The organism is Umezawaea sp., from assembly GCF_057122925.1.
In genome coordinates, this window is sequence record NZ_DBNGPQ010000137.1 from 16,511 (window position 1) to 30,763 (window position 14,253).

A 14,253-nucleotide genomic window follows, 5' to 3' on the forward strand; every position below is an offset into this window, starting at 1 on the left:
CAACGATTGTGGGAGGCGGTGAACGCGGTGTCGCCACGGCCGTATCCTGGTGGGCATGGCTGGTAAGCAGGACAAGGCTGCCAAAGTGGACAAGACGGCTGCCAAGGAGGCGAAGAAGGCGCGGCGCGCGGCTTCACGCGCCAAGCGCGGGCAGATCTTCGAGGCGTTCAAGATGCAACGCCGCGAGGACAAGGCGCTGGTGCCGCTGATGCTCGGCGCGGTGCTCGGCGCGACGGCGCTGGCGTTCGGCATCGGCTACTTCTTCGACATGCAGTGGGTGTTCCTGCCGATGGGCATCGCGCTCGGCGCGCTGCTCGCGGTGATCATCTTCGGCCGCCGGGTCCAGGCGAACGTCTTCAAGAAGGCGGACGGCCAGCCGGGTGCCGCGGCGTGGGCGTTGGAGAACCTCCGCGGCAAGTGGCGGGTCACGCCCGCCGTCGCCGGGACGACCCAGCTCGACGCGGTCCACCGCGTGATCGGGCGGCCCGGCGTCGTGCTGGTCGCCGAGGGCGCTCCGCACCGGGTGAAGGCGCTCCTCGCCCAGGAGAAGAAGCGCATCGCCCGCGTGATCGGCGAGACCCCGATCTACGACCTGACCGTCGGCGCCGACGAGGGCCAGGTCCCGCTGCGCAAGCTCCAGAGCTACCTGATGAAGCTGCCGCGCAACATCTCGGCCGCCCAGGTCGAGACGATCGAGGGCAGGCTGTCCGCCCTCGCCAGCCGCGGTGCCGCGCTGCCCAAGGGCCCGATGCCCGCGGGCGCGAAGATGCGCAGCGTCCAACGCACCATGCGCAGGCGCTGAGACCCCGTTCACGCGAGAGGCCCCGATCACCGTGATCGGGGCCTCTTCCGCGTCACGGAGGTCCGCACGCGCACGACGTCGCGCCGCGGCGGTCCGCACGACCGGCCGATCCGGCGTTCCACCTGGTCAGCGGACGCGGATGACCACGGTGTTGCTCGCCTTGTCGTGCAGGCAGCGGCCGTCGGCGTCCCAGATCACCGCGGGGATGACCAGGAAGATCAGCCCCGTGCGCAGCGCGGCCCTCGGGATGCCCACCATCGGGGCTCCGTCGAGCCGGGCGACGCGCAGGCCGAAGATGGCGTGCCCCGGCGTGAACCCGAAGAACGAGACGGCGATGATGGTGATCGCGAACCAGGCCAGCAGGCTCCAGTTGCGCGGCAGGTCGGGGTAGGTGAACAGGCCCGCGACACCCGCCGCGAGCAGGAAGTCGGTGAGGATCGCGAACGCCCGGCGACCGCTGGACGCGATCGAGCCCGGTCCGCTCCGCGGCAGCCCGAGGCGTTCACCCTTGAAGCGCGGCCCGGTCCCGTCGCCGGAGTCCGCTCCCGGCTCCAGGACGCTGCGCGGGCCCGAAAGCCACGAACCGGTCCATTTGCTCACACCTACAGAGTAATGCCGTGCTCACTGGGTGAGTACCGGCAGGTCGGCTTGCCCTCGGTGCGCGCCCCGTTAACACTGGCGAAACATCGGAGTGACGGCTGGGCAACACCAGCGACATAGCGTCACCCCCGATGGCAGGCCGCGATCCTGCGGCCGCGCAGGACCGCGCCCCTCCAGTGTCGACAGGGCCAGCGGACAGCACTGCACTCAAGACGTGAGGAGTCGACGAGCGTGTTCAAGAATTCCGACGAGGTCCTGAAGTACATCTCCGACGAAGGCGTGAAGTTCGTCGACGTGCGGTTCAGCGACCTTCCCGGCGTGATGCAGCACTTCACGCTCCCGGTGTCGGCCTTCGACGCGGACGCGATCAGCGAGGGCCTGGCGTTCGACGGCTCCTCGGTCCGGGGTTTCCAGTCGATCCACGAGTCGGACATGCTGCTGCTGCCCGACCTGGCGACGTCGCGCATCGACCCGTACCGCATCGAGAAGACGTTGGTCATCAACTTCTTCGTGCACGACCCCTTCACCCGCGAGGCCTACAGCCGCGACCCGCGCAACATCGCGCGCAAGGCCGAGCAGTACCTGGCCGAGTCCGGCATCGCCGACACCGCGTTCTTCGGTTCCGAGGCCGAGTTCTACATCTTCGACTCGATCCGGTTCGAGAACAAGGAGAACAAGTCCTTCCACGAGATCGACTCGATCTCCGGCTGGTGGAACACCGGCCGTGAGGAAGAGGGCGGCAACAAGGGCTACAAGGTCAGGTTCAAGGGCGGCTACTTCCCCGTCAGCCCGACCGACCACTACGCCGACCTGCGCGACAAGATGGTCCTCGACCTGGAGTCCTCGGGCTTCGCCGTCGAGCGCGCGCACCACGAGGTGGGCACCGCCGGTCAGGCCGAGATCAACTACAGGTTCAACACGCTGCTGCACGCGGCCGACGACCTCCAGTTCTTCAAGTACATCATCAAGAACCGCGCCCACGCCGAGGGCAAGACGGTGACGTTCATGCCCAAGCCGCTGTTCGGCGACAACGGCTCCGGCATGCACACCCACCAGTCGCTGTGGAAGGACGGCGCGCCGCTGTTCCACGACGAGTCCGGCTACGCCGGCCTGTCGGACACGGCCCGCCACTACATCGGCGGCATCCTGCACCACGCGCCGTCGCTGCTGGCGTTCACCAACCCCACGGTGAACTCCTACCACCGCCTGGTCCCCGGCTACGAGGCCCCGGTCAGCCTGGTCTACTCCCAGCGCAACCGCTCGGCGTGCGTCCGCATCCCGATCACGGGCAACAACCCGAAGGCCAAGCGCATCGAGTTCCGCTGCCCCGACTCGTCGGGCAACCCGTACCTGGCCTTCGCCGCCATGATGATGGCGGGCCTGGACGGCGTGAAGAACAAGATCGAGCCCCCGGCCCCGATCGACAAGGACCTCTACGAGCTGCCGCCCGAGGAGGCCAAGGACGTCAAGCAGGTCCCGGCCACCCTGGACGCCGTGCTCGACAGCCTCGAAGCCGACCACGAGTTCCTCCTGGAGGGCGGCGTGTTCACGCCCGACCTCATCGAGACCTGGATCGCCCTCAAGCGCGAGAACGAGATCGACCCGCTCCGCCTCCGCCCGCACCCGTACGAGTTCGCCCTGTACTACGACGTGTGACGAGCGACCGGACACACCGAGGGCCCCGTGCGATCCGCACGGGGCCCTCGGCCGTTGCCCTGGTGGTCAGGACGTCGGCACCCGGTCCTCGGGGACCAGGCGGATGATCGTGCCGTCGCGCAGCCGGATCGTGGTCTGGTTGGGCTCGGGCCTGACGCGCACGCCGTTCTCGTAGATCTCGGTCTGCGACGGCACGGTGTACACGCCGCCGGGCTTGGGGCGCAGGACCTTGCCGCCGGGGATGTTCAGGACGGTGCCGCCCTGCCGCGAGCCACCGCCGCCGCCCGCCTGGGCCTGGGCGAAGACCACGCCGCGGGTGGTGCCGGGGTCGGCCGCCGCGGCGGTGGTGGTGAACGCCTCCGGGCGGTTCGGCGCGGCCACCTGCGCGGCCGACTGCGCGGACGCCACCGACGTGGAGCCGTCGGAGGTCGTGGACGCGGTGGTGGGAGCGCCCCGCACGGCGTCGGCGAGGGCGGTGAGCAGGGGCGTGACGTTGGTGATGGTCTGGCGGACCCGCTGCTCCACCGCGGAGATCGGGGCGCGGTAGGAGCTGATCATGCCGGTGCTCTCGGCGAGCACGGTCGAGGTGATCCCGCCCTCGACGGCGATGGCCTGGAGGGCGAAGGAGATCAGCCGCTGGACCAGGTCGGTGAGCAGGTCGCCCGCCTGCTGCCTGCCGCCCGCGACGGCGGTGCCCACGGCGGTGGTCGCGGCGCTCCCGGCCAGGGCCAGCGCCACGACCTGGGCGAGCGCGGACGCGATCTCCGCCGTGCGGGCCCGGTACCGGTCGCCCGCGGCGCCGCCCCACTGGGCGGTGTCGGTCGCGGACGAGCGGACCAGCCGCTCCCGGACCTCCTCGACGCGCGTCGCGACCTGCTGCCAGGTGTCGGCGAAGGTACGGACCACCTCGGCCTTGCCCGCCATCCGGTCGCACACGTCCTGCAACGGCTGGACGTGCGAGGTGAGGAAGCCGAGTCCGGCGGCGGCCAGTGCGTCGACCGGTCTCACGGTGGCGTCCAGCGCCGCCGTGCTCCCGCTCCCGCCGAGTCCTCCCGCGACCCATCCGCCGCCGCTGATGGTGCCCGCCAGCGCGGCCACCCGGTCGCCGCTCATGCCTGTGCCCCCGGTGCGGTGCCGCGGCCGATCGCCCCGAACCGCGCCGCCTCGTCGGCCTCCTGCCCGAGGTAGGCGGTGACCGTGTCGCTCAGGGCCGTGCCCGCGGACTCCAGCGCCTCCACGTCGGTGCGCAGCACCTCCTGGCCCGCTCTGGCCAACGCGGCGACGGCGGTGACGAACGGCTGACCGATCAGTCCGCAGGCGTCGGCGGTCAGCTCGACCCCGGCCGCGGTGTCGGCCGCCTGCCCCAGTTCCGCCGCCAGGTCCCGCAGCGTGCGCGCGTGACCCGACAGCGCGTCGGTGACGACCTCGTACGACTGGCTCATCGGGGGTTCTCCTCTCGGACGTCCTCCACGGCGGTGTTCGTCCCGGTCCTCCCCGCGGCGCGGGCGCGGACGGCGGACGCGGCTCCCGGCCTGCGCCGGGTCCGAGGGTGGCGCACCCGCCGCGTCGCGGGCTAGGCCCGTTCAGCCGCTGTGCACCACCACCGCGAGCACCGCGAGGGTCGTGGAACGCTCATCCGGGTGGTCCGGGTACGAATGTCGACGAGCCATTGTTCACGACTAATTAGTGATCTCGATCACATATATTCCAGGTCGCGATCGTCGAGAATTTTCCGTTTTCACCACCAATTAGCCATGAAATGCCGAAAGCCCCCGAACACGGGGTTCGGGGGCTTTCGCGGGACCGGCCTAGCGGGGGATCTCGATGCCCGCGACGGCAACCGCCCCACCCGTCGGGGCGAGGGAACCGGTGATGCCGTTGAAGGCGATGTCTATCTTCGTGGCGGCCTTGGCGACGCTCTGGTCGAGCTCGACGGTGCCGGTGATGCCAGCCCCCTTGGCCACGGTCACGGGCCACTTGCTCGTCGACAGCGACGCGCCGTACTCGCGCTTCGTGTCGTCGACGGCCTTGAACGGACCGAGGGGCAGCTCCATCTTCGCGGTGCTGGCGTTGACCGCCGTGATGTGCAGCTTGACCCGTCCGCCCTGGTTCTCGACCCTCGTGACCTCGACCGTCAGCAGTCCGCGGGACTGCTTGAACGAGCCTTCGACCACCTTCGTCTCCGCGCTGGGCGACGCGGGCGTCTCCGAGGACTCCGCGGTGGTGGTGCCGAGCGCGCCGTTGAGGCCACCCTGGCCGCTCGGTGACTCGCTCGACGTCACGGGCGGGTTCTGGCCTGTCGTGTCCCGCAGGTCGACGCTCAACGCGCCTACGCCGACAGTGCCCGCCGTGACCGCCTGGATGACGCCGAGGAGCACCAGCACTCCGAGCATCACCAAGCTGATCTTGAGGACCGTGTTGGTCTTCCTGAGGTGTTGGATCTCGTCGTCCATGACGTCCTTCGTCCGGGCGCGCGCCGTACTGACGTGAATGTCTTGTCGGTGTTGAACCGAGCCAGTCTTGACACCAACAACGGTTCCCGTCAATGCGATCCGGGATATAGTTCACACTATTCGACGCTGTGTGAGCGAAACCGAACCCGCTGTCGCAGACCGACCGGTCCTACACCCGTCCGGCGGAACATCCGGTGAACGCCGCGGGGCTGACCACGCGCCGCGGCGATGCGGGGGTTAGGGTCGCGCGGTGTCTGATGACGTAGCTGAATTCCACGCCCCGCAGTTGCTCTCCACCCAGATCGTCGACTCCGCGGCCGAGGCCGTCGAGGCGGTGCTCGCGGCCGACACGCTCGACCTCGGTGTGCGCGTCTACAACCGCCTGGTGCCCGACGACGACTCCGACGACACGCTGGTCGAGGAGTGGGTCATCGAGATCTACACCAACGCCCCGGCCGTCGACCCCGACGACGACGAGGACGAGGACGAGGCCCCCGCCGAGAGCTGATCGACCGAACGAACCGGTGGGCCCGTGCGAGCAGCACGGGCCCACCGGCGTTCTCAGACCTCCAGCACGACCTTGCCGCGCACGTGGCCGCCTTCGAGCAGCCGGTGCGCCTCCACGGCCCTGGCGAGCGGGAACACCTGCTGCACCTCGACGCGCAGCGCACCCGCGTCGACCTGCCCCGCGAGCCACTCCAGGTCGGCGGCCACGGGGGCGGCGAACACCCAGCGCCCACCGAGCCCGACGACGTTGGTGTCCACGATGGACACCACCCGCGCCGGATCCCGCACCAGAGCGGGAGAATCGCCGAGCGCGGCACCGCCCACGCAGTCCAGCGCCACGTCGACCTTCCCGTCACCACCGACCAGGTCGGCCACGTTGTCGACCAGCGCGTCGCCGTACGCCACCGGCTCCGCACCCAGCGACCGCACGAAGTCGTGGTTGCGCGGCGACGCGGTGCCGATCACGCGGCTGGCGCCCAACGCCTTGGCGACCTGCACCGCGAGGTGCCCGACCCCGCCCGCGGCGGCGTGCACGAGCACCGCGTCACCCGGCCCGACGCCGACGGCCCGCAGCGACTGGAGAGCGGTGAGCCCGCACAGCGCGAGCCCGCCCGCCTCCGCGAAGCCGAGCGACGCCGGCTTGTGCGCCAGGCCGCGCTCGGTGGCCGCGACCAGCTCCGCGTACGTGCCGTCCCGCACGTGGTCCTGGCGCTGGTAGCCGAACACCTCGTCACCCGGCGCGAACCCGGTCACCGCCAACCCGGTCGACACGACCACACCCGCCACGTCCCAGCCGGGCACCAGCGGGAAGTGGTGCGGCAGCAGACCCCGGAGGTGCCCGGCGCGCACGGCGGCGTCGACCGGGTTCACGCCCGCGGCTCTGACCTCGACCAGCACCCGGTCCGGTCCGACCAGCGGCTCCGGCAGGTCTCGCAGCGTCATGACCTCGGCATCGCCGAACGCGTCGTACGCGATCGCTTTCACAGCAGCCCCTCACCCCGGTTCCGGCAGTGATCGACTCCAGTGTCTAGGACTCGTAGAAGACGCGCTCGACGACGGCGCGGGCCCTCCTGGTCGTGCGCCGGTACTCGTCGAGGAACTCCCCCGGATCCGTGCCCGGCGCGTGGCCCATGACGGCCGCGACGGCGGTCAGGTCCCGGCCGGTGGTCGGCAGCTGGTCACCGGGCTTGCCCTTCACCAGCATCACCGCGTTGCGCGCCCGCGTCGCCATCAGCCAGGCGTGCTTCAGCTCCTCGGCGTCCCCCTCGTCGAGCAGACCCGCCTCCGTGGCCGCCTGGATGCCGCGGATGGTCGACGGCGTGCGCAGCGACGGCACGGCGTGCGCGTGCTGGAGCTGGAGCAGCTGGACGGTCCACTCGACGTCGGCGAGCCCGCCGCGCCCGAGCTTGGTGTGCGTGCTGGGATCGGCACCGCGCGGCAGCCGTTCCGCGTCGACGCGGGCCTTGATCCGCCGGATCTCGCGCACGGCCTTCGCGTCCAACCCGCCCTCGGGGTAGCGGATCGGGTCGATCATCTCCACGAACCGCTCCCCGAGGCCCTCGTCACCGGCGATGGGCCGCGCGCGCAGCAGCGCCTGCGCCTCCCACACCTCGGCCCACTGCCGGTAGTAGGCGCGGTAGGACTCGAACGTCCGCACCAGCGGCCCCTGCCTGCCCTCGGGCCGCAGGTCGGCGTCCACCTGGAGCGCCGGGTCCTGGCTCGGCGAGCCGAGCAGCCGCCGCACCGTCTCGGCGAGGGAACTGGCGTACTTCAACGCCTCCCCGTCCTCCGCGCCCTCCACCGGCTCGCACACGAACAGCACGTCGGCGTCCGACCCGTAGCCCAGTTCCCGGCCGCCGAGCCTGCCCATGCCGATCACCGCGACCCGCGCGGGCCGCACGTCACCCGACGCGCGCACGGCGGCGTCCAGCGCGGCCTGCACGACCGCGACCCACACCTCGGACAGCGAGACGCACACCGTCCGCAACGTCGCCAGCCCCAGCAGGTCCGCGCTCGCGATGCGCAGCAACTCCTGCCGCCGCAACGACCTCGCCGCGGCGACCGCCCGTTCCAGCGCGTTGTGCCGGGCGACCGCGCTGCGCAGCGGGTTCCCCACCGTCATCGGGTCGCGCCCGACCAGCGCTTCGGTGTCCGCCAGCATCGGCAGCACCTCGGGGGCGCGCACCAGCAGGTCCGGCACCAGCTTCGAGGTGCCCAGCAGCGCCGCGAGCCGCTGCACGACCGCGCCCTCGTCCCGCAGCAGCCTGAGGTACCAGGGGGTTTCGGCCAGCGCCTCGGACACCTTGCGGTACGCCAGCAGCCCGCCGTCCGGATCGGGCGTGGTGGCGAACAGGTCCAGCAGCAGCGGCAGCAGCGCACCCTGGATGCGCGACCGGCGCGACATCCCCGCCGTCAGCGCCTGGATGTGCCGCAGCGCCCCGTCAGGCGCGGCGTACCCGAGCGCGGCCAGCCGGGCGACGGCCTCCTTCGTCGTCAGCCGCATCGCCTCGGTCGGCACGTTCGCGACGGCCTCCAGCAGCGGCCGGTAGAACAGCTTCTCGTGCAGCCTCCGCACCTGGTTGCCGTGCCTGCGGAACTCCGCGAGCAGCACCTGGCTCTCCGACAGCCGCCCCTCCGCCGACAGGCCCGTGGCACGGGCGAGCCAGCGCAGCCCGGCCACGTCGTCGTCCGCAGGGAACAGGTGCGTCCGCAGCATCCGCTGGAGCTGGAGCCGGTGCTCCAACGTCCGCAGGAACCGGTAGGAGCGGCCGAAGTCCACCGCGTCCTCACGGCCGATGTACCCGCCCTTGCCGAGCACCGCCAGCGCCTGCGTGGTCGCCGTGGTGCGCAACGACTCGTCACCGCGCCCGTGCACGAGTTGCAGCAGCTGCACCGCGAACTCCACGTCCCGCAGTCCGCCGCGGCCGAGCTTCAGCTCCCGCCGCACCAGTTCGCTCGGCACGTGCTCCTCGACGCGGCGGCGCATCGCCTGCACTTCCGGCACGAAGTTGTCGCGGTCCGCCGCCGTCCACACCATCGGCCGCACGACCTCCAGGTACTGCCGCCCCAGCTCCTCGTCACCGGCGACCGGGCGGGCCTTGAGCAGCGCCTGGAACTCCCACGTCCGCGCCCACCGCTTGTAGTACGAGGTGTGCCCGTCGAGCGTGCGGACCAGCGCGCCCGCCTTGCCCTCGGGACGCAGCGCGGCGTCGACCTCGAAGCACGCCTGGCCCGCGATCTGCATCATCGTGCTGGCCACGCGGGTCGCCGCGCCGAGGTCGCCCTCGCCGACGAACACCACGTCGACGTCGCTCACGTAGTTCAGCTCGCGGGCGCCGCACTTGCCCATCGCGATCACCGACAGCGTGCACTCGGCCGAGCGGTGGGTCTGGGCGAACGCCACGGCCAGCGCGGCCCGCAGCGCCGCCACCGCGAGGTCGGAGATCTGGCTGGCCACGTCGTCGTAGCCGACGAACGGCAGGTCCGGGTCGACCACGTGCGCCAGGTCGTCGGCCGCCACCAGGCACAGCAGCGACCGGTACTCCTGCCGGAGCACGCGGATCGCCTCCTGGTCGCGCAGCTCCGCGACGGCGTCGACCAGCGTCGGCGTGAACCGCTCGACGTCGACGGACTCGGTGCCCGCGAGCAGCCGCCACCGCCCGGCGTCGGCGACGAGGAAGTCCGACAGCGCGGTGGACGAGCCGAGCAGCGCGAGGAACCGGGCCCGGAGCACCTGGTCGGTCCGGAGCGCCCCGGTCAGCTCCGCCCAGCCGTCACCGAGCGCTTCGCGGACGCGGTCGACGCCGCGCAGCGCGAGGTCGGGGTCGGGGCTGCGGGACAGCGCCAGCAGCACCGGCTCCGCGCCGTCGGCCGGACGGCCGTCCGACCACCAGCCCGTCGCCCGGAGGTGTTCTTCACTGCGCGGCCCGGTCAGCCCGAACCTGGCGGGTGAAGCGGACGTGCGGGACGGATCGCTCATCACTTCCCACCGTAGTCCGGGTCACCGGGGGACGAGCGGTCAGCCCGCCACGATCAGGTAGAGCCCGAACAGCACCACGGCCGTGCAGGCCGCGAAGCTGACACCCGCGGTGATCGTGCCGTTCACGCCGTTCTCGCCGCGTTCGCGGGCGGCCTCCCGCGCGGACACCCCGCGCAGGCCGACCGAGAACAGCACGACGAGCCCGAGCACGACCCCGATGCTGACCGCGAAGACCGTGGCCAGCGCCATCCAGTCGACCTTCATGCCGCCACGTCCAGCTTGTGCGTCTCGGCCTGGGCCGCGATCTCGTCCACGACGTGCTCCGGCCGCACCGGCTCGCGCCGGGACAGCAGCCAGACACCGACCGCGACGGCGAGGCCGAGCACCGCCACCAGCACCACGCCGAACGTGCCCTGTCCCGCGAGCAGGCCCGCGAGCGCGCCGACGATGCCCGCGGCGGGCAGCGTGAACAGCCACGCCATCGCCATCCGGCCGGCGACGCCCCACCGCACGCCGTCGCGCTGGCGGCCGAGACCGGAACCCATGATGCCGCCGGACGCCACGTGCGTCGTGGACAGCGCGAAGCCGAGGTGCGACGACGCCATGATCACGGTCGCCGCGCTGGTCTGCGCCGCGAAGCCCTGCGGCGCCTCGATGGTGGTCAGGCCCTTGCCCAGGGTCTGGGTGATCCGCCAGCCGCCGAGGTAGGTGCCCAGGGCGATGGCGATGCCCGCGCTCAGGATCACCCACGTGGGCGGACCGGCACCGGGGTCGAGCGTCCCGGCGGTGATCAGCGTCAGCGTGATGATGCCCATCGTCTTCTGGGCGTCGTTCGTGCCGTGCGCGACGGACATCAGCGCCGCGGACGCCACCTGGCCGACCTTGAAGCCCTTGTCCGCCACCGACGGACGGGTCTTCCGGGTCAGCCGGTAGGTCAGGAACGTCGCCAGCAGCGCCACGATCCCCGCGACCAGCGGTGCCGCGATGGCGGGCACCAGCACCTTGTCCACGACCTTCGCGAAGTGCACGGCGTCCGCGCCCGACGACACCCAGGTCGCACCGATGAGGCCGCCGAACAGCGCGTGCGACGAACTCGACGGCAGACCGGCGTACCAGGTCACCAGGTTCCACACGATGGCGCCGATGAGGCCGCCGAACACGATCGCCGGGGTGATCTTGGTGTCGTCGACGATGCCGCCCGAGATGGTCTTCGCCACCTCGACCGACAGGAACGCGCCGACCAGGTTCAGCACCGCCGACAGCGCGACGGCGGTTCTGGGACGGAGGGCACCGGTCGCGATGGACGTGGCCATCGCGTTCGCGGTGTCGTGAAAACCGTTGGTGAAGTCGAAGGCCAACGCCGTGATGACCACGATGATGACTAGAAGTGAGGCATCCACTCTGATTCCCCCGGCTGAACCGACACAGTCGTGGGTGAACGCTACCTGTCGTTCCGGTAAACGCAGGCCCTGCGAACGCAGGGAGAAAGGTTCATCACACCAGTGGCAGCTCGATGCCCGTGTGCCCGCCGGGCTCCAGCTCGCCGCTGGTCAAGCGCACGAAGCGCTCCGTGAACGGCTGCCACACCTCGGCGACGTCGGCGTGGGCCTCGGCGAGGCGCTCGGCGTCGAACGTGCCGGGCCTCGCGAGCGCCGCGCTGTCGGGTGCGTGCAGCGCCCACTCCAGGACGATCTCGGGGGTCGTCTCGATGTGGAACTGCAACCCGTACGCGCTCTGACCGACGCGAAACGCCTGGTTGTCGTACTTGGGCGACGCCGCGAGGTGCTCGGCGCTCGGCGGCAGCACGTGCACCTCGTCCTCGTGGAACTGGATGACGTCCGGCGTCCACGGCAGGTCCGCGAACAGCGGGTCGCGGCTGGAGACGTCCCGCTTCGCGACCAGCATCACGCCCACCTCCGGCCCCTTCGGACCGCGGCGCACCTGCCCGCCGGTCGCCGCTGCCAGCAGCTGCGCGCCGAGGCAGATCGCGAGGGCGGGCACCTTCCTGGCCACCGACTGGGACAGCAGCTTGCGGGCGTCGGCCAGCCACGGGTACCGGGCGTCGTCCAGCGCGCCCATCGGGCCGCCCAGGCAGACCAGGCCCTGGTAGCCGTCGAGGGACTCCGGGGCTGGCTGCTCGTAGAGCCGGACGACGTCCAGTTCGGCGCCCGCTCCGGTCAGCCATTCTTCGAGCGTGCCCAGCGGGTCGGACGCGTCGGGTTGGAGCACGAGCAAACGAGGTGCGGTCACGCGTTCGAGCGTAGGTCGGACCCCTTCAGCAGGCGCAGGTGGCCCCGCTCAGGGCGCCCTCGACGGGGTAGCCCGCCGCCCGCCACGCCGTGATGCCGCCGGAGAGCCGCTTGACCCGGAAGCCCAGCCCCGCCAGCGCCAACGCGCCCTTGGTGGCGGCGTTGCACTGGAAGCTCTCGCAGTAGCAGACGTAGACGAGGCTCCGGTCCAGGTCCTTCGTGGTCGTCTCGTCCACCTCGCGGTAGGGGAGGTTGATCGCCGTGGGGATGCGCGCGTCCGCGAACGCTTGCGCACCACGGGTCTCGACGAGTTGGAAGCCGGCGGCCGTGCCCGCCCGCAGGTCGCGGACCACGTCTTCGGGATCGGCGTCGAAGGCGAGTTCGGCCGCGAAGAACGCGGCGGCGGTGGCGGGGTCGGCGGGCGGGAAGCGCAGCGTGTTCGTCACGTCCACGATCCTGCTCGGTCGGGCGTCCCGGTCCCATGCGGAAGTCCAGCCGTCGAGCGGGTTCTGCCTACGATTCCCCCGTGGAACTCGACGAGGTCGACTGGAAGCTCATCGGGCTGCTCCAGGAGGACGGGCGGCTGACGTTCACCGAACTGGGCAGGCGGGTGTCGCTGTCCGCGCCCGCCACGACCGAGCGGGTGCGGCGGCTGGAGCAGCTCGGCGTGATCGTCGGGTACCGCGCGGTCGTGGACGTGCGACGGCTGGGGCTGCCCGTCGAGGCCGTGGTGCGGGTGCGCGTGCGGTCGTTGGACACGCCGCGGTTCCGGGAGCGGATCGTGGTGCTGCCGCAGGTGCTGGACGCCGACCACGTGACCGGCGACGACTGCTGGGTGCTGCGGGTCGTGTGCCGGTCGACCGGCGACCTGGAGGCGTTCGTCGAGCAGGCCCAGAGGTACGGCGACACGACCACGTCGCTGGTGTTCTCGTCGCCGGTGCGGAACCGGGCGGTCGGGCGGGAGACGGTGAACGGCGTCCCCCACCCGTGACGGTGTTCGACCGGGACCGGCTCAGGGTTCGGTGGTGAAGGCGAGTTCGGTGGCGTCCAGGACGGGCCGGAAGCCCACGCGCTGGTAGAGGGCGTTCGACGTGGGGTTGGCCAGGTCGGTGTAGAGCAGGACCTCGGTGGAGCCCGCCTTCCTGGCCCAGGCGCAGACGGCGGCGGTGACGGCGGCGGCGTACCCGTGACCGCGGTGCTCGGGCGGGGTGTAGACGGGGGCGATGCGGGACATCGCGTGCACCGGTGCGCTGGTGGCGGCCCAGGAGACCGGCACGTCGTCGACCTCCCAGAGCACGTGGGCGTCGCCGTGGTCGATCTGGGCGCGGATCTCGGCGGCGTGGTCGGCGTCGGCGGGCAGGTGGGACATGGCCTCCTGGATGAACGAGCGACGCCAGCGACCCAGGAGGTCCGCGTCGTCCGCGGTGGCGAGGCGCATCCGCCCCGGCACGTCCGGGACGACCAGGGTGTCCAGGCGGAACAGGCGCAACGCCATCGCCTCGGTGACGCCGCACCCCGTCCGGGCGCTCCAGGCCGCGGCGAACGCCTCAGCCGTCCGGCGGTCGCCGGTGACGCCGGTGGGTTCACGGTCGAGTTCCAGCAGGAGCCGTACGAGGTCGTCGACCAGGTCGAGGGGTGCGGCGCTCACGACCAGCGGGTGGGGCGGCATCCGGAACGCGGCACAGACGAGGTCGGAACCGCGGTGGGCGGTGATCAACGTGTCCGGGGGCGCCTCGGAGGTCGAGCGGGCCAGCCTGTGGGCGATGGCGGTGAGCGCCACCGTGTGCCGCACCGGGTCGGCCGTGTAGAACGCCTCCGTCGCGGCCCAGAAGTCGGCCAGCTCGTCGTGCACCACGAAGTCGGGCATGACATCGGACCGTAACGCACAAAGCCCTCAGGGGGAGTCCCATAAAGGAACTCCCCCTGAGGGAAAAATTGTCCCGCAGCGACCTACTCTCCCACACCGTCACCAGTGCAGTACCATCGGCGCAGGAGGGCTTAACTACC

15 protein-coding genes and 1 rRNA gene are annotated in these 14,253 nt (G+C 71.5%); 4 read left to right on the forward strand and 12 right to left on the reverse strand.

All coding sequences use genetic code 11. From position 1 onward, the window contains the following. The first annotated feature begins 55 nt into the window (after window positions 1-55). Window positions 56-802: a DUF4191 domain-containing protein gene (locus AC156L_RS30640; protein WP_330878362.1), complete on the forward strand. Its 747-nt coding sequence runs from the start codon at window positions 56-58 to the stop codon at window positions 800-802. Between the two features lie 126 nt (window positions 803-928). Here the strand turns inward: AC156L_RS30640 and AC156L_RS30645 are convergent, their stop codons facing one another. Further along, the gene (locus AC156L_RS30645) at window positions 929-1,402 is read right to left on the reverse strand and encodes an RDD family protein (RefSeq protein WP_330878363.1); all 474 of its coding nucleotides are present in this window, start codon (window positions 1,400-1,402) and stop codon (window positions 929-931) included. A 231-nt stretch (window positions 1,403-1,633) separates the two neighbouring features. Here AC156L_RS30645 and glnA point away from each other — a divergent pair, with 231 nt between their 5' ends. Further along, entirely contained in the window at window positions 1,634-3,058 is a 1,425-nt protein-coding gene (gene glnA, locus AC156L_RS30650; protein WP_330878364.1) for a type I glutamate--ammonia ligase, read from the forward strand. Window positions 3,059-3,124: 66 nt separating this feature from the next. Here the strand turns inward: glnA and AC156L_RS30655 are convergent, their stop codons facing one another. The 3 genes from AC156L_RS30655 to AC156L_RS30665 form a co-directional block, all read right to left on the reverse strand. Beyond that, a complete protein-coding gene (locus tag AC156L_RS30655) occupies window positions 3,125-4,171 on the reverse strand; it encodes a WXG100 family type VII secretion target (RefSeq protein WP_330878365.1) in 1,047 nt (348 codons plus the stop codon). Then, entirely contained in the window at window positions 4,168-4,500 is a 333-nt protein-coding gene (locus AC156L_RS30660) for a type VII secretion target (RefSeq protein ID WP_330878366.1), read from the reverse strand. Before AC156L_RS30660 ends, AC156L_RS30655 begins: the two co-directional genes overlap by 4 nt. Window positions 4,501-4,866: 366 nt before the next feature. Then, window positions 4,867-5,511: a hypothetical protein gene (locus tag AC156L_RS30665; RefSeq protein WP_330878367.1), complete on the reverse strand. Its 645-nt coding sequence runs from the start codon at window positions 5,509-5,511 to the stop codon at window positions 4,867-4,869. A gap of 250 nt (window positions 5,512-5,761) precedes the next feature. On the opposite strand from AC156L_RS30665, the gene AC156L_RS30670 reads away from it, so the two are divergent. Beyond that, window positions 5,762-6,019, forward strand: coding sequence for a hypothetical protein (locus AC156L_RS30670; RefSeq protein ID WP_330878368.1), 258 nt, complete (start codon window positions 5,762-5,764; stop codon window positions 6,017-6,019). 53 nt (window positions 6,020-6,072) lie between these two features. On the opposite strand, the gene AC156L_RS30675 is transcribed toward AC156L_RS30670, so the two are convergent. From AC156L_RS30675 to AC156L_RS30700, 6 genes are all read right to left on the reverse strand, one after another. Further along, a complete protein-coding gene (locus AC156L_RS30675) occupies window positions 6,073-7,002 on the reverse strand; it encodes an NADP-dependent oxidoreductase (protein WP_330878369.1) in 930 nt (309 codons plus the stop codon). Between the two features lie 43 nt (window positions 7,003-7,045). Beyond that, complete coding sequence (locus AC156L_RS30680) at window positions 7,046-9,997, reverse strand: bifunctional [glutamine synthetase] adenylyltransferase/[glutamine synthetase]-adenylyl-L-tyrosine phosphorylase (RefSeq protein WP_330878370.1); 2,952 nt, start codon at window positions 9,995-9,997, stop codon at window positions 7,046-7,048. A 39-nt stretch (window positions 9,998-10,036) separates the two neighbouring features. After that, entirely contained in the window at window positions 10,037-10,261 is a 225-nt protein-coding gene (locus AC156L_RS30685; RefSeq protein WP_330878371.1) for a hypothetical protein, read from the reverse strand. Continuing rightward, window positions 10,258-11,397, reverse strand: a complete 1,140-nt coding sequence (locus AC156L_RS30690) for an inorganic phosphate transporter (RefSeq protein ID WP_330878372.1) — start codon at window positions 11,395-11,397, stop codon at window positions 10,258-10,260. Before AC156L_RS30690 ends, AC156L_RS30685 begins: the two co-directional genes overlap by 4 nt. A gap of 94 nt (window positions 11,398-11,491) precedes the next feature. Beyond that, window positions 11,492-12,247 carry a type 1 glutamine amidotransferase gene (locus AC156L_RS30695; protein WP_330878373.1) on the reverse strand — a complete coding sequence of 252 codons (756 nt, stop codon included), beginning with the start codon at window positions 12,245-12,247 and terminating at the stop codon, window positions 11,492-11,494. Between the two features lie 25 nt (window positions 12,248-12,272). Beyond that, window positions 12,273-12,692, reverse strand: coding sequence for a rhodanese-like domain-containing protein (locus AC156L_RS30700; RefSeq protein WP_330878374.1), 420 nt, complete (start codon window positions 12,690-12,692; stop codon window positions 12,273-12,275). An 80-nt stretch (window positions 12,693-12,772) separates the two neighbouring features. Here AC156L_RS30700 and AC156L_RS30705 point away from each other — a divergent pair, with 80 nt between their 5' ends. Further along, window positions 12,773-13,237 (forward strand): Lrp/AsnC family transcriptional regulator, encoded by a 465-nt coding sequence (locus tag AC156L_RS30705; RefSeq protein WP_330878375.1) that lies wholly within the window; start codon window positions 12,773-12,775, stop codon window positions 13,235-13,237. 21 nt (window positions 13,238-13,258) lie between these two features. On the opposite strand, the gene AC156L_RS30710 is transcribed toward AC156L_RS30705, so the two are convergent. Both AC156L_RS30710 and rrf read right to left on the reverse strand, forming a co-directional pair. Beyond that, on the reverse strand, window positions 13,259-14,113 hold the full coding sequence (locus AC156L_RS30710) for a GNAT family N-acetyltransferase (protein WP_330878376.1): 855 nt from the start codon (window positions 14,111-14,113) through the stop codon (window positions 13,259-13,261). A gap of 70 nt (window positions 14,114-14,183) precedes the next feature. After that, window positions 14,184-14,253, reverse strand: a 5S ribosomal RNA gene (gene rrf, locus AC156L_RS30715); the annotation flags it as partial.